This window comes from Enterococcus sp. 3G1_DIV0629, from assembly GCF_002141285.1.
GTDB lineage: Bacteria > Bacillota > Bacilli > Lactobacillales > Enterococcaceae > Enterococcus_B > Enterococcus_B lactis.
In genome coordinates, this window is the sequence record NZ_NGLI01000001.1 from 599,170 (window position 1) to 622,202 (window position 23,033).

Annotated in this window: 28 protein-coding genes; 19 read left to right on the top strand and 9 right to left on the bottom strand. The window is 35.5% G+C overall.

Features of this window, described 5'->3' with window-relative positions:
• Window positions 1-18: 18 nt before the first annotated feature.
• From A5816_RS03060 to A5816_RS03070, 3 genes are all read right to left on the bottom strand, one after another.
• Window positions 19-528, bottom strand: a complete 510-nt coding sequence (locus A5816_RS03060) for a hypothetical protein (protein ID WP_038398676.1) — start codon at window positions 526-528, stop codon at window positions 19-21.
• Window positions 518-1,243, bottom strand: a complete 726-nt coding sequence (locus A5816_RS03065) for an FtsX-like permease family protein (protein WP_038398678.1) — start codon at window positions 1,241-1,243, stop codon at window positions 518-520. The genes A5816_RS03060 and A5816_RS03065 overlap by 11 nt, the downstream gene beginning before the upstream one ends.
• A gap of 171 nt (window positions 1,244-1,414) precedes the next feature.
• Complete coding sequence (locus tag A5816_RS03070) at window positions 1,415-3,535, bottom strand: LTA synthase family protein (protein ID WP_086310673.1); 2,121 nt, start codon at window positions 3,533-3,535, stop codon at window positions 1,415-1,417.
• A 228-nt stretch (window positions 3,536-3,763) separates the two neighbouring features.
• Here A5816_RS03070 and A5816_RS03075 point away from each other — a divergent pair, with 228 nt between their 5' ends.
• From A5816_RS03075 to ybaK, 3 genes are read left to right on the top strand one after another with little or no spacing between them, the layout of a single operon-like run.
• The gene (locus A5816_RS03075; protein ID WP_010732281.1) at window positions 3,764-4,942 is read left to right on the top strand and encodes a class I SAM-dependent rRNA methyltransferase; all 1,179 of its coding nucleotides are present in this window, start codon (window positions 3,764-3,766) and stop codon (window positions 4,940-4,942) included.
• 15 nt (window positions 4,943-4,957) lie between these two features.
• Entirely contained in the window at window positions 4,958-5,710 is a 753-nt protein-coding gene (gene aroD, locus A5816_RS03080) for a type I 3-dehydroquinate dehydratase (protein WP_086310674.1), read from the top strand.
• A gap of 22 nt (window positions 5,711-5,732) precedes the next feature.
• On the top strand, window positions 5,733-6,218 hold the full coding sequence (gene ybaK / locus A5816_RS03085; protein ID WP_010732283.1) for a Cys-tRNA(Pro) deacylase: 486 nt from the start codon (window positions 5,733-5,735) through the stop codon (window positions 6,216-6,218).
• A 70-nt stretch (window positions 6,219-6,288) separates the two neighbouring features.
• Here the strand turns inward: ybaK and A5816_RS03090 are convergent, their stop codons facing one another.
• Entirely contained in the window at window positions 6,289-7,542 is a 1,254-nt protein-coding gene (locus tag A5816_RS03090) for an NAD(P)/FAD-dependent oxidoreductase (protein WP_086310675.1), read from the bottom strand.
• 116 nt (window positions 7,543-7,658) lie between these two features.
• Here A5816_RS03090 and gdhA point away from each other — a divergent pair, with 116 nt between their 5' ends.
• The gene (gene gdhA, locus A5816_RS03095) at window positions 7,659-9,008 is read left to right on the top strand and encodes an NADP-specific glutamate dehydrogenase (RefSeq protein WP_086310676.1); all 1,350 of its coding nucleotides are present in this window, start codon (window positions 7,659-7,661) and stop codon (window positions 9,006-9,008) included.
• Between the two features lie 111 nt (window positions 9,009-9,119).
• Window positions 9,120-10,466 (top strand): glucose-6-phosphate isomerase, encoded by a 1,347-nt coding sequence (locus A5816_RS03100; RefSeq protein WP_086310677.1) that lies wholly within the window; start codon window positions 9,120-9,122, stop codon window positions 10,464-10,466.
• Between the two features lie 103 nt (window positions 10,467-10,569).
• Here the strand turns inward: A5816_RS03100 and A5816_RS03105 are convergent, their stop codons facing one another.
• The 5 genes from A5816_RS03105 to A5816_RS03125 form a co-directional block, all read right to left on the bottom strand.
• Entirely contained in the window at window positions 10,570-11,793 is a 1,224-nt protein-coding gene (locus tag A5816_RS03105) for a site-specific integrase (protein ID WP_086310678.1), read from the bottom strand.
• Between the two features lie 160 nt (window positions 11,794-11,953).
• Entirely contained in the window at window positions 11,954-12,646 is a 693-nt protein-coding gene (locus A5816_RS16480; RefSeq protein WP_256925987.1) for a hypothetical protein, read from the bottom strand.
• 72 nt (window positions 12,647-12,718) lie between these two features.
• Entirely contained in the window at window positions 12,719-14,038 is a 1,320-nt protein-coding gene (locus A5816_RS03115) for a DUF4041 domain-containing protein (protein WP_086310679.1), read from the bottom strand.
• 64 nt (window positions 14,039-14,102) lie between these two features.
• Window positions 14,103-14,531 (bottom strand): ImmA/IrrE family metallo-endopeptidase, encoded by a 429-nt coding sequence (locus tag A5816_RS03120; protein WP_086310680.1) that lies wholly within the window; start codon window positions 14,529-14,531, stop codon window positions 14,103-14,105.
• 6 nt (window positions 14,532-14,537) lie between these two features.
• Complete coding sequence (locus A5816_RS03125; RefSeq protein ID WP_002320147.1) at window positions 14,538-14,909, bottom strand: helix-turn-helix domain-containing protein; 372 nt, start codon at window positions 14,907-14,909, stop codon at window positions 14,538-14,540.
• 154 nt (window positions 14,910-15,063) lie between these two features.
• Here A5816_RS03125 and A5816_RS03130 point away from each other — a divergent pair, with 154 nt between their 5' ends.
• From A5816_RS03130 to A5816_RS03190, 14 genes are all read left to right on the top strand, one after another.
• Window positions 15,064-15,288 (top strand): helix-turn-helix domain-containing protein, encoded by a 225-nt coding sequence (locus A5816_RS03130; RefSeq protein WP_002320146.1) that lies wholly within the window; start codon window positions 15,064-15,066, stop codon window positions 15,286-15,288.
• A gap of 120 nt (window positions 15,289-15,408) precedes the next feature.
• Window positions 15,409-15,561, top strand: coding sequence for a hypothetical protein (locus tag A5816_RS16200; RefSeq protein ID WP_179189687.1), 153 nt, complete (start codon window positions 15,409-15,411; stop codon window positions 15,559-15,561).
• Window positions 15,562-15,624: 63 nt separating this feature from the next.
• Window positions 15,625-16,179, top strand: coding sequence for a hypothetical protein (locus A5816_RS03135; protein ID WP_086310681.1), 555 nt, complete (start codon window positions 15,625-15,627; stop codon window positions 16,177-16,179).
• Complete coding sequence (locus A5816_RS03140) at window positions 16,176-16,406, top strand: helix-turn-helix domain-containing protein (RefSeq protein WP_002290430.1); 231 nt, start codon at window positions 16,176-16,178, stop codon at window positions 16,404-16,406. Before A5816_RS03135 ends, A5816_RS03140 begins: the two co-directional genes overlap by 4 nt.
• 16 nt (window positions 16,407-16,422) lie before the next feature.
• On the top strand, window positions 16,423-16,608 hold the full coding sequence (locus A5816_RS03145) for a hypothetical protein (RefSeq protein WP_086310682.1): 186 nt from the start codon (window positions 16,423-16,425) through the stop codon (window positions 16,606-16,608).
• Between the two features lie 39 nt (window positions 16,609-16,647).
• The gene (locus A5816_RS03150) at window positions 16,648-16,968 is read left to right on the top strand and encodes a hypothetical protein (RefSeq protein WP_086310683.1); all 321 of its coding nucleotides are present in this window, start codon (window positions 16,648-16,650) and stop codon (window positions 16,966-16,968) included.
• A complete protein-coding gene (locus A5816_RS03155) occupies window positions 16,961-17,155 on the top strand; it encodes a hypothetical protein (RefSeq protein WP_086310684.1) in 195 nt (64 codons plus the stop codon). Before A5816_RS03150 ends, A5816_RS03155 begins: the two co-directional genes overlap by 8 nt.
• Window positions 17,152-17,862 (top strand): ERF family protein, encoded by a 711-nt coding sequence (locus A5816_RS03160; RefSeq protein WP_086310685.1) that lies wholly within the window; start codon window positions 17,152-17,154, stop codon window positions 17,860-17,862. Before A5816_RS03155 ends, A5816_RS03160 begins: the two co-directional genes overlap by 4 nt.
• Window positions 17,863-18,762 (top strand): DUF1351 domain-containing protein, encoded by a 900-nt coding sequence (locus A5816_RS16485; protein WP_256925988.1) that lies wholly within the window; start codon window positions 17,863-17,865, stop codon window positions 18,760-18,762.
• Window positions 18,759-19,472, top strand: coding sequence for a putative HNHc nuclease (locus A5816_RS03170; RefSeq protein WP_086310686.1), 714 nt, complete (start codon window positions 18,759-18,761; stop codon window positions 19,470-19,472). Before A5816_RS16485 ends, A5816_RS03170 begins: the two co-directional genes overlap by 4 nt.
• 18 nt (window positions 19,473-19,490) lie before the next feature.
• Window positions 19,491-20,453, top strand: coding sequence for a Lin1244/Lin1753 domain-containing protein (locus tag A5816_RS03175; protein ID WP_086310687.1), 963 nt, complete (start codon window positions 19,491-19,493; stop codon window positions 20,451-20,453).
• Window positions 20,454-20,599: 146 nt separating this feature from the next.
• A complete protein-coding gene (locus A5816_RS03180; RefSeq protein WP_045172277.1) occupies window positions 20,600-20,917 on the top strand; it encodes a hypothetical protein in 318 nt (105 codons plus the stop codon).
• A gap of 255 nt (window positions 20,918-21,172) precedes the next feature.
• Entirely contained in the window at window positions 21,173-21,640 is a 468-nt protein-coding gene (locus A5816_RS03185) for an ArpU family transcriptional regulator (protein WP_086310688.1), read from the top strand.
• A 370-nt stretch (window positions 21,641-22,010) separates the two neighbouring features.
• On the top strand, window positions 22,011-23,018 hold the full coding sequence (locus A5816_RS03190; RefSeq protein WP_086310689.1) for a Kiwa anti-phage protein KwaB-like domain-containing protein: 1,008 nt from the start codon (window positions 22,011-22,013) through the stop codon (window positions 23,016-23,018).
• Window positions 23,019-23,033 lie beyond the last annotated feature (15 nt).

Genomic DNA, 23,033 nt, shown 5'->3' on the forward strand with positions numbered 1-23,033 from the left:
TATAATAAAATGACTGATTTAACCCGCAGGCTCTAAACGATCAATGTAAGGACTTTGGGCAATAGTAGCGTCATGCGTAAAGAGTAAAATACCTTGATTTTCTTCATGAGCTAAATAAGAAAGCAAGTGGAGCAGTTCTTGGATCTCCAATATACTAAGTTCATCAAATGTATCTTCAATAACAATATTGTTTCGTTTGGAAAGCAACGCATGAAGCAATTGAAGCTTTACTTTCTCAAAAGGCGTAAGATCAGTCGCCGCACAATTAAGTAATGAAGAAGAGATATCAAGTTTTTCTTGATAGGCTAAACGATCTTGTTTGATTCCCTTTTCTGGTAAATCTAACAGCACATGGTCTTTGAGCTTTAGGTAAGGAAACATTGGCCAATCTTTTTGAACGATGGCGAAATTTTCCAGATTAGCAACTAGAACTTCTTTTTTTAAGTGCTCCAATATCTTATCCTGTTTTTCGAGGGGACACAAGATAACGGTCAAATGGTCAGCGTTAATCAAATATTCAGGTTTCATTACGTTTAGGCCTCCTGCTTTGCAAGTGATGGATAAAAAAAGTGAATGGGAATAGGCTGAGAATCAGACAGCACCCGCTAAGTCCAACAAGTGTTTGAGCAAAGCCTCTAAGAATATCTGTGAAAAACAGATCATTTTGAAAATCGATAGTAAAGAAAGTCTGCTGATCCATCGGAATCGTAAGTCCGCTTACTGAAGTTAAGATATCACGGATATCTGGCAGCTCAGCAGTCTTTAAGACAAGAAAATTGATCCTTTGAAGCAGTGTTTCATAAATCGACTGGAAGCTGACGATCCACAATAAAACCAAGATACAACAAAGAAAGAGAGGGAAGAACAGCTGCCAAAAAATAAAAAGGAACAGTTTGGCTTTAGAAAGACCAGTCAGGCGCCAATTCATCAATTCTTGCTGGTTTTGCCTGAGTGAATAGTAAAAGAAAAAGATAAAAAAGAAGGCAAACAGAAAAAATAAACTGAATATGCCTTTTAGATAAAATCGGCTAGCTAATTCTAAAGCCGGAAGAAGCTCCGTAGATGCAGAAGCACCGATAAATGAAAGCCGATCTTGGACTTGATTCGCTAAAGCCGATTGCAAATGGTAAAGAGTCAGGCATGCTATCAATAAAAAAGCAGAAAAGCTTGAAAATAAACAATAGAGTATTGTTTGCTTTTTGTAATAAATTAATCGAGCAGTAGCATAGCGGATCATTTTCATACTTTTCACCTCTATAAAAAGTATAAAAAATGAATATGAATAAAGTATGAAATTCCTTTAGTAAAATCACGAATTAAAACCAAAACCAGAAATCCTCTTGCAAAAAGCAAGAGGTTGTGAAAAAAGAGCTGTGACAAGATGTTTGTCACAGCTCCTTTCAGATTTGATTTGTCATTCGGAAGAACTTGTGGTCGTTCCGTGAAGTTCTTGATACGTTTGTGTTTTATAAAGATCAACAGTTGATTGTCCGTTGTGTTGACTAAAGACACTAGTTGATTGGTTACCTAGAGATTTTTCAGCTTCTTTTAATTTCTCTAAGCCATTCTTGTAGTCATAATCACTGGTATCAATTGGGTCTAGCCCACTATTCGTATAGAAGCGAAGAAGATCACCGTTATTGATTTGATCAGAAACAGCTAACTGTTTATCAACTTTTTCTTTGAGTGAATCAATTTCATTCTGTACTTCCTCAGTAGGTTCAGTAATGGCTTCACCAGTTTCGTTACTGTAGATGGTACCACCGTAGTAAGTATATTTTGGAGTAACAAAATCGCCATCACGGAAAGAAACAAGCTGTTCATGATCTTTCGAGAATAGATCTTGTCCTAACTGAATATAATTTTTTGTATCTACACCTAGTAAATGGAGCAGTGTAGGCAAAGCATCAACTTGGCCGCCATAAGTGTGATTGATCCCGCCTTGTGTTTGTCCAGGAATATGGATCATATAAGGGACACGCTGCATTTGTGCATTGTCATAATTTGTCCAAGTAGAACTTGTTTTTCCAACTAGTTCAGCTAGATTTTTATTTCTAGAATTCGAGACACCATAATGGTCACCGTAAAGAACGATAACTGAATTATCATACAAGCCGCTTTCTTTCAAATAGTTGAAGAATTCTTGTACGGCAGTGTCTAAATAATTGGCTGTCGCGAAGTAACCGTTAATCGTTTCATCGTTTGTATTGGCTAACGGGAATCCAGCTTCGTCATTGGTGAATTTCGAATAAGGATAATGGTTAGATACAGCAATGAATTTTGAATAAAATGGTTGCTGCAGACGTTCCAAGTATTGTACAGATTGTTGGAAAAATGGTTTATCATGCAAACCGTATTGGAACGAATTGTCATCATTAACGTCATAATAAGAAGAATCGAAGAAATAATCATATCCTAAATTCTTATAGGTCTCGTTTCGATTCCAGAATGTGCCGGCGTTCCCATGGAACACTGCACTTGTGTAACCTTCTGTTTGACTTAAAATATCAGGTGCAGCTTGGAAAGTATTTTTTCCGCCTAATTGTGTGAACAAGGAGCCTTGATTCAAGCCAAACAATGAATTTTCCATCAGCGTTTCCGCATCACTTGTTTTTCCTGCTTTTACTTGATGGAAAAAGTTGTCAAAACTGAACGTGCTATTGCTGTGGTAAAGACTATTGATGAAAGGTGTAACTTCATGCTGGACACCATTCTCATCTGTCAATTTATAATCGATCAAGAATTGTTGGAAGCTTTCTAAATGGATATAAATCACATTTTTTCCTTTAGCAAGTCCAAACAAATCATCATTTGGTGCTGCGTAATGTTCTTTTACATAATTTTCTACTTCTTTCATATCATTGGGGCTTGCTTCTGCCCGCACTTGGTTTGTCTGGTAAGTTTGAACGCCGTCGTAAACCATGAACGCATTCAAGCCAAGATATTTGACCAAATAATCCCGAGAGAATGTACGAGTCAATAATTCTGGACGATCAGCTTCCGCCATAAAAAGATTTCCTGAGAAAATCATAACGGCTAATGTAGAGATCGCAAAAGCCATTCTTGCTCGAATCGGACGAGGGTCCAACTTGATTTTTTTGGCGATCAGTAGAACAGTCAAGAGAATGAAATCAATCCAATAGATCACGTCATATGGGCGAAACAGTCGAATGGCACTTTCGCCCAGACCACTTGCTACTTTCCCAGCACCTAAAATCGTGTTGATCGTAATGAAGTCCGTGAATTCTCGATAATAAGTGACATTCGAAAAAACAAGCAATGTCAAAAGAAAATAAATGACCATCATTGTGATATAAGCAACTCTAGGGCGTCTGATATAAAGAGCAATTCCAAGTAATAACAGTGTAGTTGCAATAGGATTGATAAACAAGATAAAGTATTGAATGCCACTTTCAATTCCGAGATGGAAATCGACCAAATAGGCAAAAATCGTTTTCAACCAAAGTAAAACGACTAGTAAAGAAAAAAATCCGAGCCTCTTATTCAAAAAGGCAGGTGTTTTTATATATTTCAAGATAATCTTCCTTTCTGCACTTCTTAATCACAGAAGTGTCATGAAACCATGTTACACAGCTCACTTATTCTCATTTATTTTACTAGTATGACAATATAGTGTCAATTGAAACCAGAACTTTGTGCTGTTTCATTAAGGTTTTCTTTAAGCTTGATGAAAAAGGAGCAGTAAGACAAGACCTATGTTTTTTGTTATACTTGAGAAGAGAAAGCTAAAGCAGGTGAAGGAATGAAAGTACAAGTAAAAAAAAGAGCAAGCAGTCGATTGAAAAAAGGATATCCACTGATCCAAAAAGAAGACCTTGCACATCCCCAAAAAGAAACCACGCAATGGGTGGAATTAGTTGATCCGCAAAACCAATTTATCGCAAAAGGATATCTAGGAAAGCAGAATAAAGGGATCGGTTGGGTATTGAGCCAGCAGGATATCCCATTTGATCAATCATTTTTTGAAGAACTTTTTGTGAAGTCAAAAGAAAAAAGAACTTTCTTTTTTACAGATGATTCTACTACCGCTTTTCGTGTATTCAATGGAGAAGGAGACGGAATCGGCGGTCTGATTATTGATTATTATGCAGGTTATGCTGTTTTTTCTTGGTATAACGAGACGTTATATACACATCGTGAATTATTGATTCAAGCTTTTCGTGAAATCTATCCGGAAATCATCGGCGGATATGAGAAAATTCGTTTTGAATCAGTGAATCTGCCTGAGAGCCAGTTCATTTACGGAAAAGAGGCACCGGAGCCCTTGATCGTAAAAGAAAACGGAGTAAAATTTGCCGTTTATTTGAATGAAGGATTAATGACTGGTATCTTTCTAGACCAAAAAGAAGTACGGGGATCATTAGCAGAAGGCTTCGCTTCTGGGAAAACAGTTTTGAATATGTTTAGTTATACCGGCGCCTTTTCTGTTGCTGCCGCAATGGGAGGGGCAATCGAAACGACAAGTGTCGATCTAGCAAAACGCAGTTTGAAAAAAACACAGGAACAGTTTGAAGTGAATGGCCTGGATGTCGATCAGCAAAAAATCATTGTTATGGACGTATTCGAGTATTTCAAATACGCAAAAAGAAAACAATTTTTATATGACATGATTGTATTGGATCCACCAAGTTTTGCCAGAAACAAGAAAAAAGTCTTTCGCGTAGCAAAAGATTATGGGGAACTGGTCAAGGATAGTCTGGATATTTTAGCAGAAAACGGGATACTTATTGCGTCTACAAATGCTGCAAATGTCTCGATCGAACAATTCCAAACAATGATCGAAGAGGAATTCCATGCCAAGAATGTTTCTTTTGAACAACTTGCTTTATATCGTCTGCCAAAAGATTTCCAGACGACGGATACCTTTTTAGAAGGCAATTATCTGAAAGTGTTTGTTTATCAAATTAAAAATAACCATTAGAAGGAGCGATGCAGAGTGGTTCGGATAAAGGGATTGAATATAGGAAGCGGTAGACCAAAGATTTGTGCGCCTCTTATCGGAGCCGTCCGAGATGAAGTATTACGTGAAGCAGTTCTTGCACGTGAAGCAGGGGCCGACTTAGTAGAATGGCGAGTCGATCATTATCGTGAGGTTTTTTCTTTTGATGAAGTTGTAGAAACATTGGTTCTTATCCATGAGATGCTTGATGGGCTGCCGTTATTATTTACGTTCCGTACCTTAGCTGAAGGCGGGGAACAAGACATATCGATTAGTCAGTATCGCGACCTTTATGAATATGTGATACACACTGGATTAGTAGATATGGTCGATATCGAGTTGTTCAAAGTTGAAAGTTTAGGGAAAGGACTGATAGAGAAAATCAAATCTTTAGATATCCCTTTGATCATCAGTAGTCATGATTTTAAAGAAACACCAGCTGACCCTGTCTTGCTTTACCGACTGAATGTCATGGAACATTTTGGCGCTGATATCGGAAAGTTGGCAGTGACTCCCAATAATGAACGAGATGTTTTGCGATTGATGGAGTTGACTAGACGGGCAAATGCTTTTGTCTCCATGCCTATCATTACGATGTCTATGGGCGATCTGGGGAAAATTTCTCGTCTGGCTGGCGGAACGACAGGATCCGTCATGACGTTTGGTTCCTTAAGCAATGCTTCTGCTCCAGGACAATTACCGGTCAAAGCATTGAAGCAAATTATCCAATTATTAAATGAACCGTTGTAGAACAAGTTTGAGGTGATATTTTTTGGCAAAGAAAAAAATAGTAAAAACGAATGCGATCCGTATGGTCGAACAAAAAAAGATTCCCTATACAGAACACGAATATGAATGGGACGAAAACCATCTAAGTGCGTCCTCTGTCGCCGAACAGCTCCCAGAGAGCCAATCTCGTATATTCAAAACACTGGTTGCTGTGGGCAATGTGACGGGGCCTCTTGTTGCTGTGATACCGGGAGAAGCCGAATTGAATCTAAAAAAATTAGCAAAAGTTTCAGGGAATAAAAAAGTAGAAATGCTTCATTTGAAAGATTTGGAAGCAACGACCGGATACATACGTGGTGGTTGCTCGCCTATAGGAATGAAAAAACTATTTCCTACTTATTTAGATCAAATAGCAGAAAGCTATGAACAAATCATTGTATCAGCTGGCAGAAGAGGGCTGCAGATGGAGTTAGCACCGCAAGATATCTGTGCATTAACGAGCGGACAATTTGCAGATATAAAACAATAAATCATACGTATAAAAGAAAGAAGGAGGCCGGGATGTTGTTTGCCCAGTCTCCTTCTTTCTTTTTTATACATTATGCTTTTTGCCCAGCATTCATTCCTGCTACATGTCCTGTAGCGAAAGCCGCTGTGATATTAAAGCCGCCAGTATAACCATTGACATCCAGTAATTCTCCGGCAAAATACAGACCATCAATGATTTTACTCTCCAACGTTTTAGGATGAATTTCCTTTAGAGAAACCCCTCCGCCAGTTACAAATGATTTCTCAATAGGAAAAGTCTTGTTGATCGATAACTTAAACTCTTTGCATAATTGAACGAAATCTTGAATTTGTTTTTGAGAGGCTTGTTGTCCTGTTAGGCTGTCCATTTCAAGCCGCTCAAGAAAGAAAACCAACAATCGCTCAGGTAATAGACCGTGCCAAGCATTTACCAAGTTCTTTTTGGTGGTTTTACTTTTTTCTGTCAATAAATGAATAAGCTCTTGTTTGGTTTGTGTAGGGAAACAATCCAGAGAAAGTGTCACTGGTTCTCCCGTTTTTTCTAATTCTTTATTGACAAAACTTGAACAACGCAGTGCAGCCGGACCAGAAATACCGAAATGGGTGAAAAGTAAATCCATCGTATGTTCAGTCAATACACGGCCTTTTTTATTTAGAACACGTAAAGTGATGTCCTGTAAAGAAAGCCCTTGAAGTGTCTTCTCCTGAATATACGGTTCATCCGATATCAAGGGGGACTCTGTCGCATAAAGAGGCGTCACCGTGTGACCCACTCGCTTCACGATTTTGTACCCATCTCCAGTAGAACCAGTAGAGGGATAAGTCCGACCACCAGTCGTTAAGATAACGGCAGGAGCATGGAACTCTTCGAATTCCGTGCGTATACCGTAAATTTTATGTTCTTTGTGGATCAATTTCTCTACTCGAGTAGAGAATAGAATCGTCACATCTAGTTCTTTCAGACGATTGAGCAATGCTTCAATAATCGTTTTTGATTTATTTGTCACAGGAAACATCCGTCCATGATCCTCTTCTTTTAAATGTACGCCTTGTGATTCAAAGAAGTTCATGATATCGAAATTATTCCATTGCGCAAATGTACTATATAAAAACTTTCCATTTCCAGGAATATGTGCGATCAAATCATCAACAGGACGATTATTCGTGACGTTGCACCGACCACCACCTGTCATCAGTAGTTTTTTTCCTGCTTTTTTGTTTTTTTCGATCAAAAGTACGCGTGCGCCTTGTTCAGCTGCACTGATCGCTGCCATCATCCCGCTTGTTCCAGCGCCGACTACGATCACATCATACAGTTTTTCCATTCCCTCACCTCAAGGAAAGTGTAGCATATTTGAAGAAAGAAAACAGAAAAAAATGTTTTGAGCCAAAAGAGAAAATGAGCTAAAATGAGGGAAGATAAGCAAAGGAGCGTGGAACAATGACAAACGCAACAGAATATGTTCAAGCAATTCAAGAAAAGCTACATCAAAAGGATCAAGGACAAGAAGAATTTTTACAAGCAATCGATGAATTTATGCCCACAGTGATGTCTTTTTTGGACACTCATCCCGAATATATCAAAAAGAATATTTTAGAACTTTTAACAGAACCAGAAAGAATTATTCAATTTCGAGTCCCTTGGCAAGATGATAAAGGAAACTGGCGAGTAAATAGAGGCTACCGTATCCAATACAATTCAGCTATCGGCCCTTATAAAGGTGGATTACGCTTCCATCCCAGTGTCAACCTAAGTATCTTGAAATTTTTGGCTTTTGAACAGATTTTCAAGAATAGTTTAACCGGTCTGCCAATCGGCGGAGGAAAAGGTGGGAGTGATTTCGATCCTAAAGGGAAATCTGATAATGAAATCATGCGTTTTTGTCAAAGTTTCATGTTGGAATTGTCAAAACATATCGGGCCATCGATTGATGTTCCTGCGGGAGATATCGGTGTAGGAGCTAGAGAAATCGGTTATTTGTTTGGCGAATATAAACGATTGAAAAAATATGATACTGGTGTGTTGACAGGTAAACCTCTAGATTTCTGGGGAAGCAAAATACGTACAGAAGCGACTGGATACGGATTGGTCTATTATGTCAAACATCTATTGAATGAAGAAAAAGATTCATTTGATCAAAAAACAGTTTTTGTTTCCGGAAGCGGGAATGTAGCCATTTATGCAATCGAAAAAGTGCAAGAACTAGGCGGAAAAGTGGTTACATGTTCAGATTCCAACGGGTATATCTATGATCCAGAAGGAATAGACGTGTCACTATTGAAAGAAATCAAAGAAATCAAGCGCCAACGTTTAACAGAATACGCGAACCAACGTCCTTCTGCTGTTTATCATGCTGGAGAATCTGTTTGGACATTGAAAGAAAAAGCGGATATCGCTTTGCCATGTGCCACTCAAAACGAAATAGACGAAAGCTTGGCTGAAATCTTAGTAGAAAATGGGATCAAAATCGTAGCAGAAGGCGCTAATATGCCATGTACAGTAAAAGCTGTTTCTGTTCTTCATGAAGCAGGCGTGTGGTATTGTCCAGGAAAAGCTGCTAATGCTGGAGGAGTGGCAGTATCTGCTTTAGAAATGAGTCAGAACGCCCAGCGATTGACTTGGGAAAGAGGACAAGTGGATGAGCAACTGGATCAAATCATGGAAACGATTTACCATACGTGTCGCCAAACAGCTGCTGAGTATGGTGACGAAAAAAATCTGCTTCTTGGAGCAAATGTTGCTGGATTTGAAAAAGTTGCCAAAGCAATGGCAGCAGAAGGTTTAGTTTAAAAAATGAAACTTTCTTGGAAATATTGTCAGCATTTTGTTTATTTGCTTGAAAAATAATAAAAAAAAACGTAAAGTATTACCTGTAGAGTAAACCTATAAGGAGGAGAACAAATGGCACACATTCATTTTGACTATTCAAAAGTAGCACCGTTTGTCAACGAACAAGAGTTAGGGTACATGCAAAGCCAAGTAACAGCAGCCCACAACGAATTACGGGAAGGTACTGGCGCAGGAAGCGACTTCCGCGGCTGGATCGATTTACCAACGAACTATGATAAAGAAGAATTTGCACGTATCAAAGAAGCAGCTAAAAAAATCCAATCTGATTCTGAAGTATTAGTTGTTATCGGTATCGGTGGTTCTTATTTAGGCGCTCGTGCAGCGATCGACTTCTTGAATCACACATTCTTCAATCTATTAGATAGCGACACACGCAAAGCACCACAAATCTTCTTTGCCGGAAATTCAATCAGCTCAACATATATCGCTGATTTGATCGAAGTAATCGGTGATCGCGACTTTTCAGTAAACGTTATTTCAAAATCTGGAACAACTACTGAACCAGCGATTGCTTTCCGTGTATTCAAAGAGCTTCTTGTTAAGAAATACGGACAAGAAGAAGCAAACAAACGTATCTACGCTACAACAGACAAAGCAAAAGGTGCAGTTAAAGTAGAAGCAGATGCAGAAGGTTGGGAAACTTTCGTGATTCCTGATGATATCGGCGGACGTTTCTCTGTATTGACTGCTGTTGGTTTGTTACCAATCGCTGTTAGTGGAGCAGATATCGACGCATTGATGCAAGGAGCTGCTGATGCAAGCAAAGCTTATTCAAGCGACAAACTAGAAGAAAACGAAGCTTACCAATACGCAGCAATGCGCAACATTCTTTACCGTAAAGGCAAAGTAACTGAGTTGTTGATCAACTATGAACCAGGAATGCAATACTTCTCAGAATGGTGGAAACAATTGTATGGCGAATCTGAAGGAAAAGACCAAAAAGGCATCTATCCTTCAAGCGCAAACTTCTCAACTGATTTGCACTCTTTAGGACAATTCATCCAAGAAGGACGCCGCAATATTTTTGAAACAGTTGTGAAAGTTGAAAAACCTCGTAAATCAATCACGATTCCTGAACAAGCAGAAGACTTAGACGGTCTAGGCTACTTGCAAGGAAAAGAAGTGGACTTCGTAAATACAAAAGCATTTGAAGGAACATTGCTTGCTCATACAGACGGTGACGTACCTAACTTGCTAGTCAAAATTCCAGAAATGGATGCTTACACATTGGGTTACACAATGTACTTCTTTGAAATTGCTGTAGGTATTTCAGGTTACTTGAATGGAATCAACCCATTCGACCAACCAGGTGTAGAAGCTTACAAGAAAAACATGTTCGCACTTCTAGGCAAACCAGGCTTTGAAGATCTTGCTAAAGAATTGAACGAACGCCTGTAAGATAAGGGTTTCTCGCTAGATTTAAAAAATCAGTGATAGAAACATGTTCGCTTCTAAATAAAATTAGTGATAGTTTTAGTGATAGTGAACTTAAAAAAAGCACTCAATTTGAGTGCTTTTTTATTTGCTCTTCTATATAGTTTTCTAGTTGATTCATTGATCTTTTTTTCACTTCGGGAGAAATATGGGCATAGACTTGTGTAGTAGAAACATCTTTATGACCTAAAAAATCTTTGATATCTTCTAAAGGTATTCCTGCTTGTCTCGTTCTAGCTGCAAAAGTATGTCTACCATCATGCACAGTTATATGGGGGAGATTGGCATGTTTTTCAATTCTGTGAGAAGCACCATTAACGGTTCGATCTCTTATTGGAATACCTTTATTTTTACCGTAAGTATTTATAAAAATAAATGCTTCGTGATCATCTGTTTCAGGTAAAAAACCAAATTCTTTTATGACTTGATTTCTTAAAGTCAATAAGGCTTTCTTTACTCGTTTTGTCATAGGCAATGATCGTGTACCAGATGGGGTTTTTGTGTCATCTGTAATAATCAAACCTTTGTTAGTTCCTTTTTCAGCAGCCCCAAGTCGTTCACGATTAATATTAAGTGTATTCTGAGAAAAATCAATATCAGCCCATTGAAGCCCTAAAGCTTCTGATTTTCGCAATCCTTGATCAAATATAATAAGAAAAAAGGGATACCATATAAATGATTTTTCTTTTTTGGCAAATTCGAGAAATAGTTCAGATTGATCAAAAGTATAATATTTAACTTTCTTTTTATCAGATGGATTTCTTGGAAACTCAACAAAACTAGTAGGGTTATTCTTTATATATCCTAACTGAATAGCTTTTTTGAAAGCATTGCTAAGAGTGGCATTGATACTTTTGGCTGTTGTTACTGAGAGACCTTCCTTAGTTCTACCTAAACCTTTTTTAGTAAGTAACTGATTGATGAATCTTTGATGATCAGCTCTAGTATATTTATCTAGTTTATATTTTCCAATATACGGATTGATGTACATTTTTATATTTGCTCTGTGAACAATTCTTGTTCCTTCTTTAACATTCATTTTATAGTTATTAATCCAATCGTCCATAAACTTTTCTATAGTCAAATTTTTAGGGTTATTTTGTGTATATTCTTCCGAAGCTATTTCGCCTTCGACAATTTTTGCGAATCTTTCTGCTTCTTCATGACTTTTAAACCCTTTTTTATGAATCTTTTTCTGTAGCTTAGTACCAGGATCAATTCCATTTGATATATAGACTTCATAACGATATTCTTTTGATTTTTTTAAATAGTACTTTTTAATGGAAGCCATTAAAACCAATCCTTTCGTATTTCATTCCTAATAATAAGAATATTTTAGGGGAGGTATGTTATTTGAACGAATATTTAGAAAATCGTCGTATTAGCAGAGTTTTTATACGAACTTATGTTCTTTTGCGTTTAAAAAGAAAAGCCCGAAGGCAAATCTTTGTTTATTTAGAGATATTTTCTGTATGAATATCCCATTGAGCATTGGCAATTTTTGAACCACCAGAAGTAATTTTTCCGGAAACTGTTACATGATCTCCGTTTTTAAATTGAGAGACCTTATTTTGATCAATATCTTTAGCAAAAAATATGTAAGGGCGTAGATTATCCTCAAGATTTTCCCAAGTGGTTCCGTTATATTTCTCATCGGCAATGACAGCTATTCTGGAGTGCATTGTCTCAATAATTGTACCTGACCATGTTACTGGAGTACCTGATAAATAACTTCTTACTTCACTAGCTTTTCCATCAGCCTCGTATTTATAATACTCTTCTACGAAAGTAGAGAAATCAGGTTTTGTATTTATAAAATCTTCAAAACTAGAAGTATCTGAATTCGAAGTTTGAGAGTTGCTATTTGCTGAAGAACTGTCTTCTATCTTTTCTTCTAAAGAAGTTTGATAATTCGAAGACTCATAAGACGAAGCTTCATAGCCCGTATTTGAATTATTTGTTCTAGCATTGTAAGTTTTTTCAAAACCGGTAACACTTACAATAAAAGCTATGATAGAAAAAATGGTAATTATAGTACTTGTTTTTTTATTTTTATTTTTCATCAAATTTAATATTAATGATATTAAACCGATAAAAAAACAGACTATACTAGCAAATATAATAAAAAGAAATAAATTCGACACTTTTCAATTCTCCTAAATTTTTTTACTCCCACTTCAAGGCAGGTAGTGATAGTCGCCCACAAGTAATTTTTCTTATAAATCCTTATTATTAATGGAAATCGATTGATAGTATTCCTCAGCATCAGGATTTCTGTTGAAATCAATAGTTAAATTCTTATATTCTTCTAATTTACTTTCGATTTCATCTATAGGAACTCTGAAAAATTCTTTTCTGTGATTAATCTTATTTATCCTATATTTGTCAAAGTAATTGTGAAGATCAGATTCCAGTTGATAAGCCTCATAGCTAAATATTAGGGCATGAACATCGAATTTAAATGGTACTGAGGCGCTGCTTAATTCTGCTATTCGCTCCAATGGATCAAGTCTTCTAGTAACTCCAATCTTAACGACATCTTGACCGAAAGCTCCTATGTTGCTAATAATGTACACATATCCAGCGGAAGCATGTGCGCTTCTATAATCCAGTTCTTGTTTTTCTTCTTCTTTCTCTTGTACATTAGTTTGCAAATCTAGGATTTCTTGCTCTAAAGCAACTCTTGCTTCCTCAGAAACTGATTTTAATTTTTCATTTAGCTCGTCAATCATTTTCTTATAATGATTAATATCTTTATCAATTACTTTTTTCTTAGATTGCAATTCTTTTTGAAGAGCTTTTTCTTCTCGTTCTTTTTCTCGTTGTTCACGCAACAATTCTTTTTCCTCTTGTTTCTTTTGTTCATATTCAAAGGCAAGGTATAATTCTTGAATTTTAAGATCTAAATAATTTGGAGTAATAGCTACTTTAACTGATTCATTCATTTTATTTAGTTGAGTGTAAGAAGTTTGTATTCTTTTCTCAATAGAGGCTAGGTTGCTATATTTAACTTTATTGATAGCTGCTTCACATTCGTTGTTGAAAGACCTAAGTATTTGTTTGATATTATCATTTGTCATTTTTCGTCCTTTTGCTAGACTACCATCTACAGTCCAATTCTCCGAAAAATATGTAGCTGTTTTTTTCTTTATTTCTTCTTTTTGTAATCCTCTGATTACTTGTAATTGCTCTTTGTATGCTAAAGAGCTTGCAAAGTTGTATTTTGGTTCGTATAAACCAAATGATTCCATTTCAATACTATCTTCAGTTGAAATAAGTTTTTGCTTAAGTTCCTTAAGCTCATTTTTTTTATCTATAACTTGACTATTATATTTTTCTTTATTTTCTATTAGATCGGAAATTTTGTTTTCCAAAAGTTCTATTTCTTTTTGCTTTTTTTGAATATCTTCCTTAAGTTCTATTAAAGTCATTTGTTCTACTGAAAGTCTGGTTTCCTTGAGCATATTAAGTTCGTTTTTTAGTTCTTCAACTTGCTTTTTATATTTATTACCTTGTAAAAAATCAAATACTCCCATTAACTAAATCATCCTATTTATAAAAATTTACTCCCACTTAAAGGCAGGTAGTGATAGTCGCCAATTAAATTAAAAATCTATACGAATTTTTAGGAAGTCCATACAAATTTGTTAAATCTTCAATTTTTCTAGGGTATTGATCATTATCTTCTTTATAAAGAGAAACAATAAGATTGGCGGCAAAGCAATTCGCTTCGCTTTCTGATTTGCTTCTGGAGGTTCGAGTAGAGACATAATAACTAGATAAACCTTGATGAAAAATTGCGTGACCTAGTTCGTGAGCGCAAATATAGAACCGTTCTTCAGAATACTTTAGTTCGTGATTTAGAAGAATAACTGAACGCCCTAACAGTTCTTGAAATTGTCCCTTTGGATTATTCAAAAAAGGAACATACCTAATCTGAATATCCATTTTTTCGCAAATAGTAAAGGGATTAGCTGAATTATATTTTTGCTTCAGTTTGCCAACTAGACTAATTACGTCCATCTCCATAGAAAATCACTTCTCTTTACTTTTGTCTTCTTTTCTAAATTCCCAAAATAGACCTGTCAAAACATCTTTTACCCGTTGTTTCTCTTCATCTGTTAATGTTTCACCACCATAAGCCATGTTAACGTTGGAATCGAGCATTTTATCTAATTCAATTAAATCATTTTCATCGGCCCATTTTGGCGTTTTATTTCTTCCTAATAAATAATCAGTAGTAACATCAAAAATATTAGCTAAAGATTGAAGAATAGAAAAGTCAGGCTCTCTCTTTCCACTTTCATAGGCTGTATAAGCAGGGCGAGTAATTCCTAACTTATCAGCAACTTCTTGTTGCGTCATTTTCTTTGAAAGCCTCAATTCTTTGATTTTTTCTGGAAACATTTCGACACCCACTTTCTATATAAATGGTAACACGCTGTTACGTATAAATGAATCTAAAAATAAGTAACTTTTTGTTACTTTTTGCATTGACAAGTAACTATATGTTACTTATAATGTATTTGTAACGAAATGACACTTCAATAGGAGGTATATGATGAGGAAATGGCTAATTGAAAAAAGAGAGCAACAAAATTTAACTCAAGAAAAAGTAGCTAAAAGATCAGGAATTCAGCGTTCTTATTATAGTATGATTGAGAGTGGCAAGAGAAGTCCTAGTCCATTTGTAGCTATGAAAATTGCCACTGTTTTATCCTTTGATTGGACTATTTTTTTTAATCAACAAAGTAACAAAGTGACACATGGAGAGGTGATCAAATGAAAAAGAACGATAAGGATTTTCTTGAAGGTAAATTTTGTACGATTGTTTTGCCAATATTACTTTCTATTATTGTTTCAATTGTCTACAAATTATTAGTTAACTAAGAAAGGAGTGCTTTTCATGTCACGACAAGAAAAAATAAACATCGTACTTGATGCAAGGCCGAGACTAGTTCACATCATCAAATGTGCCACAGATGATCAACTTGATCGTTTAGTTGAAGAAGTTCAAAAAGAGCTTGAACGTGAATTAGACGAAGCAGCTTTCGTTTGATTCTTTAAATTAATAGTATAAAAAAATTGCTCGTATTGATATACGGGCGAATAAGAAATTGAGGTGTTTAAGCTGTTAAAACAATCAGCTATCATTCGAGAATCATTAATTAAAGTGATAAATAAGAGTGGCAAAACGAAGAAAGAAATAGCAAAGCAAGTTAATGTATCTCAACAATCATTGAGTGACTGGACAACGCCACACAAGACTAAGCCTGTAACAATAGAAAATGCTCAAGTGTTAACGGATCATTTCAGAGATTCTAATTTTACTATGCAAGTGATTCATGAATTTTTTGGACTATTCAAATCTATTGATAGTGATGTTTATAGAAGAGATCCTTCTTCACTAGATAAGCTTCAAATAATTGAATCCGATGAGCGAAAGCAGAAGAAACAATATGTCGAAAAAATTCTTCTCAAAAACGTTGAGTATTTAACCGTTGATGATCGTCAACAAATAATTTCATACGCTTATGAGTACTTAGATGAAATCATGGTTGAGGTAACTCTAATTAGTACTTTGTGTGAAATATTAGGTATCGATATTCGGAAACTAAGTGAAGAGCGATTATCATATTGGATTAATCAAGGATACATGAAAGGAGAGTTAAAATGAAAGTTTCACAAATGGAAAAAGTGGTTCCTTTAGCTCCAAAAAAGAAGCCAAAAGAAAGAGTATGGAAGAAAGCTAAAGATATTGCTGAATATTTCGGTGTCTCAGTAGCTACTATTTCCAAATGGACTAACTCAAATAATGATCCATTACCTTCCCGAAGAGTTAGAGGTGTTTTGCAATACGATTTTGAATTAGTTAAAGAATGGGAAGAACGCAATACTAATTAGAGAGGAGAATGAAGTAATGAGAACAGTATTTAAAATGACTGTCAAAAGCGCTTTGCTCATGAGTCTAGTAGCAATCATACTGGCAAGTATTAACCCGGCATATGCGCTGATTTATTGGGGGACTTTAGTAGTTGTTACTGCTGTAAGAGAAAGTTTCAAAATGCCAACACAAAAAAGACCGACCAGCGATGGCCGTCGCTAATCGGTAACATAAAAAACATAACTAAGGAGATTTTACCACATGAATAAAAAAATTGAAAATCTGATTGCTGAATTAAAAGAAGAATTGAAAAAAGAAGATATTGGATACGCTATTTCCACATTTGATATGAATACAGGGAAAGGAATTTCTTCGATTGGCGGAGCTATTTCTGAATCAGGAATTGCTTTACTCAATAGTTTGACTTCTTGGACCGAATCTATGGAAAAGGCAGAATGTCCATGCGAAGTTTGTCATTATTTAAGGGATATTTTCGGTATTGAACAACCAAAACATCAGCACGTAGAAATGACTATTGAAGAATTAATGCGTTTCATGAACGGAGGTAATCGGCATGAATGACTTTGGACAAGCACTGGATCATCCATTGCAAACTTTGCCTGACGAAGAAGAACCAAAGGCATTCGACTGGCAAGGTAAACCTCTGTATCCAGGGGAAACAGTTTATTCAATTGAAAACGAGTATGTTCGTGAAGATGATTTAAAAGCGTTCATTGAAAATAGTGTTGGAAAGCCGGTGGAGATATGACTGAGAAAAAATTGATCGGTAAGCTTGCATCAATTATAGAAGAAATAGAACGTATACCAGAGAACGGTTTTAATGATTTTCATAATTATTCTTACGCTACTGAAAGTGATATTAAAGCAGTAGTTCGTAAGAAAATGGCCGAAAGAAAATTAGTTATGATCCCAGATGTCGTTAAAGAAATAACTAAACAAGTTACGACTGCCAAAGGGAAGACGGAAAATCTCACGACATTAGAAATTATTTACTATATTTCCGATGGGGAAACAGGAGAAAGTATTGCATTCAAAGGCATCGGAACCGGTCAAGATTCAGGTGATAAGGCGGTTTACAAAGCACAAACAGGAGCGCTTAAGTATGCTCTCACTACATTGTTCTTAATCCCGACAGGACAAGATCCGGAAAAAGAAGGCAAACCACTTCAACCACCTAAGAGAATAGATGAAAAGCAAGTAGCTATTTTAGAAAAAATCATACAAAGTGTATCGGAAATAACCAATCAAGAAAGGGAAATATTAGAAGCGAATATTCATGAAAAAACAGAGATAACCACCCCATTTGACCAATTAAACAGAAATGAATATGGAACTGTTTTAAATTATGTCAATGGTCTAAAACTCAAAGCAGAAAAAAAATTCAAAAAGAATGTAATAGAAGAACCAGATCGAAAATTAGAAAATAAAGCACCATTATCATGGGGGGATTTCTAAATGTCTAACGAACTTTCAACAGAATTATTGTTTGACGTAGAGTACACACCAAGCATTATCAATATTACTAATGAGGATCAACTAGCTTTACTCATCAATGCAACAGTCCAAAAATATGACAATTTAATTTTTAAAGAGTCGGATATTGCAGATGCTAAAAAAGCTCGTAAAGAATTGAAGAGAATTTTTACTTTGATTGATGATAAACGAAAAGAAGTGAAAAAGGATTTTAACGAACCATTGAAATCTTTTGAAGAAAAAATTAAAGAGTACAGCACTGAAATACAAATGGTTTCGAATAAAATTGATTCTCAAATCAAAGAATTTGAAGAAAAAACTAAGGAAGATCGAAAAGCAATTGTGTTAGCTGAACTAACCGAACAAGCTACCAATTATGGATTAGAAGTTTCAGAAATAGAGTTGAAGTCTTCATGGCTTAACTCTTCAAACTTTACTGCTAAAAATAAACTTACTAAAAAGATTGAACAAGAGATTCTAGCTGAATGTATTGAGATAAAACAAAGAAAAGACACAAGAGAACAGAATAAAAAACTAGTTGAAAGTTACGCAAAGGCAAACAAGCTAGAACCACATTCTTGGGTCATGTTGATTGATGAAGGCTTAACGGCTGCTAATATCTTTCCAAAGATAGATGCAGCAGCTAAGGAAGTTTTAGAGCAAGAACAAAGGGAACTAGAAAAAGCAGAAGCAGAAATCAAGCAAGCTTTACCAAATAAAACGGCTGTAGAAGTACACAAAGAACTACATGCAGAAGAAAGCGAAGATGAACCGACTTACTCATTTACTTTAAATATCACAGGAACGGCAAAACAAATTTCCATTATCAAAAAGACAATCGAAGATTTAGGCGTGAAGTATCAGGTGGAGATGAACGAATGAGATTCCTAGCTAAAGTATTTGAAGTGAAAAATAATTGGTTCCGAATACAGTCTAGTAAGCCAATCAATCGTGAGTTCTTAAATTTATTAGCGGATGGACAAGAACTTTATGTAGAAGTAAAGGTCCATGACAATCGAAAGATTACATCAAAGCAAAACGCTCTTTCTCATTCATTGATTCGGGATATTGCGAGATATAGCAACGATTACCCTGAAAGAACAGAGCTATTGATGAAATATTACTACAAAGGACGTACAGGAGAAGTGTTTTCCCATCGGTTAGCTACTCGCCATGAGGCTAACCAATGGATTCATTTCTTAATTGATTTTGTCTTAGAAGCAAATATCGAGCTTCCTGGAGATTACATTTATCTTCTAGAAGATGATTACTGGTTTTATTCCTCTTTGAAACATCGAAAATGTTGTCTTTGTGGGGAACATGCAGACATTGCTCACTTTCAATCAGTGGGAGCAGGAAAAAATAGAAAGAGAACCAATCATCGTTTATTGCTGCTCATGGCACTATGTCGTAAACATCACCAACTACAGCATCAGCAAGGTGTAAATTATTTTGTTAAAGCGAATAAAATTATTCCGGTCCGATTAGAGGAAGAAGATATTTTAAAACTGAAACTGACTTCTAAGAAAGTTTTAGATGAATTTAAAGAGCAAGAAGTATTACAAGGATATTTTGAATTAGAAACTGCATAAGTACTAGGAGGTAATGACTTGGCAAGACCTACAAAGGATGGTCTTGATTATTTTCCACTTGATGTTGATATTTTCGAAGATGAAAAAATAGAGGCTATTGCTGGGGAATTTGGCATAAAAGGTGAGCTTGCGGTTATCAAACTGCTATGTGCGGTATATAAAAAAGGATACTTCATTGTGTGGAATGATTTAACCAAAGCGACCCTTTTAAAACGCCTGCCTGGAGTAAGCAAGGAATTATTAGATCAGATTGTAGCCCGCTTGGTTGCATGGGAATTCTTTAACGAAGACCTGTTCAATTCGGCTAAGGTGCTGACATCTGAAAACATCCAAGCCGTGTACTTCGAAGCAACAAAAAGACGAAAATCACCAAAACCAACCCAATACGTAATTAATGTAAACAATAACTCTTCTTCTAATGGAGATAATGTAAACATTAATCCACAAAGTAAAGTAAAGGAAAGTAAAGGAAATAAAAGTAAAGAAAATACTACTGAATCAGAACAGTATTCGCTCCAAATATATTCTTATCTCGAAAAAAATGGATTCGGTAGTCCGTATGGAAATACTATGGGAGACAATATCAATTTTTGGTTAAAAGACCTAGAAGAAGCAGGACTGACCATTGAACAAGCAGATGCTTGGATGATCCATGGTGTAAATACAGCAATCGAAAATAATAATCGCAGATGGAAATATTTAGAAGGTATCCTCAAGAATCGTTTCAACAAACGTCTGTTTAGTAAGGCTGCTATTGAAGGTGAAGAGGAAAAACGTAAAAATCAGCAAGCAAAACCTTTAAATTCAAAGTATCAAAATAATGTGCGACGTGAAAAATTACCTGATTGGGTAGATAAACAGCAAGAAGAAAAAGCACTAGATTCTAATGAAAAAGCCGAAATTGACAGACGTTTTGAAGAATATTTGAAACGGAAAAAGGAGATACCGAATCTATCGGGAGGTGGGGCACTTGAATATTAGACAACTTATAGCACAGATTGAACTAATGCATCAAGAAGCTTTAAGACAAAGTACATCGTATGAAGATAAGTGGCTCAACACGTTCCATGGCGGACGCGAGAGCGCACTTGATCAAATACTCAAATTATTGAAAGGAGAATCTCAGAATGGATAAGAGAGCAGCAATGAAACGAATCATCGAACTGACGCATTTTGAAAGCTGGCAAGAAGATGAAGAAGTGATTGCTGAAGTTCAGCGACTAGGAAAGATTGCTAACGGACGAATACGAAAAAAGCCAGATAAAAGAAAACAGCGCAAAGGAAAAATCATCGTTGTTTTACACGAAGGTAACATTTTGATGCAAGGAACGGCAAGAGAGTTATCTGCAGAAATTGGATATACGCGCGGAACTATTCGGACGTATGCGTGGCGGAATCACGTTGATAAAAAAGGACACGAATATAAGTATTTGGAGGAAGAATAATGCTAGAGATGAAAATCGAAGAGCGTCAAATTACCAGTGATTCTAGAAACGTTATCTAATTGACAGATGATTATGTGGTTTTAGGAATAAGAGGTGTGGAGTAAATGGTTTATCTATTCATTTTATTAGTATTATCCATTTTTATGTTAATAATTTTGTTTAACGGAAAAGAGGACAAATAAAAAAGCCGGATTCCTCCGACTATGAATAATATTTCTGACACAAGTATTATATCATAATTGGGGGAATCAGAGGATGGTACTTTTCGATGTAAAGAAATATGAGACACCAAGCGCAAAAGATGTTGATATGGACCGCACAAAACATAATGTTGGTGTTTTCCTTTCAGCATATCTATCAGCAAGATGTAGAGTAGGACAACCTCGTGAGCCAAAAGTGACGGCATCTTATTCCTTGGTTCCGCCATCTACAGCTAATAATGTTTTTGAAGCTGAACGAATGTTGATAGATAGAGAAGAAGCACAAGAAGAATTTGAGTATTTGCATAAATTGTTTGTTCGAGGATACTCTGCTATTCAGCATCCGCACAAGCCTGATGTGACTGAAAGACGTAAAAAAATATTTTATGATCGTTACATCAATGGGCTGTCAATTTATGTAACTGCTCAAAGAAATAATACTAGTGAAGAATCTGTCAAACTAGAATCAAACAAGATTATCATCCAATTTGCTTCAGCATTAGAACTGGTTGCTTTTAAGTAGCCAGTTTTTACACTTTTTATACCCTTTTATTACCCATTTGGTTTCTTTTTTATACCAATCAATTACCTGTTCAATGATGTATTATGATAGTGTCGAAAGATTAGGAAACAGGACTTCGACAAAATAAAATGTAAGGGAGGAAATCTCCCTCATCGTTTAATTAAGCTTCGATAGACAGCAACTCCGTCTAAATTCTTCGTATGCTGCTGTCTATTACTTATCATTGACGGGAACATAAGTTCGTGGTATATTATTGTCATAATCCTTATGATTATATCTGCTAGAAAAGAAGTTTTAGAAAGCGATTGTTTTCTTGACTTCTTTTTGATTTAATTAATGTAGCAGATATTAATTAAAAGGGTGTGTCAATATGGAAAAGAAAACAAAAATCATCATGGACTTATTCAATCAAGTTGAATTAGATAAAATATCCACAGAGTTCTTTTATATGAAGCATGTAAAACAAGATGAAAAATATAAGGCAATAGAAGTTGATGTGTCAAATAAATTAGTTGACTGGATAAAAAAAGATATTAAACCAAATTTAGAAAATTATTGGGATAATGATAATAAACAATTTAGTATAAATTCTTATAACCATGAATTGACCCTTATGGATTCAATTGCTAAATTAGACTTGAGTCTTAGTAAATATGATTCTCTTAAGCAGGTTAAAAATAAGATGTTTGAAGCCATGATACATAAATCTAAAGATACAGATAATCTGTTGCGTAGTAGTTTTCATTTAGTAAAGTTTTATTCTGAAGAAGAATGTGTCTATTTTGGATACTATAAAGGTATTAGAAAAAGTGGAAAGAAAAAGAAGACAGCGATTTTTGAACATGAACAATTTATTGAAAATGAACATATTATGATTGATTTGGGTGGTGCAATATCGTTCATAATTTACGATGAAACAATATATATAATTCAGCCAAGAAATTTTGAATTTGCTTTTAAATACAGTGATCACATAACTAAAATGCGTAATGAAAATATTGAAAACTTAATCAAACTCCCAATGTTCCCAGACGAAGAATCGAAAGAACTGTTTAGAGTCAAAGCTTCTAATCATTTATACTCAAGAAGCCTAGCAAATATGGGTAGAGTTACTTTCGATGAAATTGAACAATACTATTATGATCGTTGTAACGAACTTAAAGAGCTATATAATAAAATTAAGACTAGCCCTGAGAAAAAGAAAGATATCATTAAAGAAAAAGGCATATTAGTCGACTTACTTGATTTTATAGACTTTGAGAATGATAATAAGTTAAAAATAGATGAAGAATCGGATATAAAACCACTGCTTCATTTATTTCAAGATAAGATTGTTGAAAAGTATTTAACTCGAAAGATTGATTTAGCATATAGTTAATTAAGGATGTGAAGA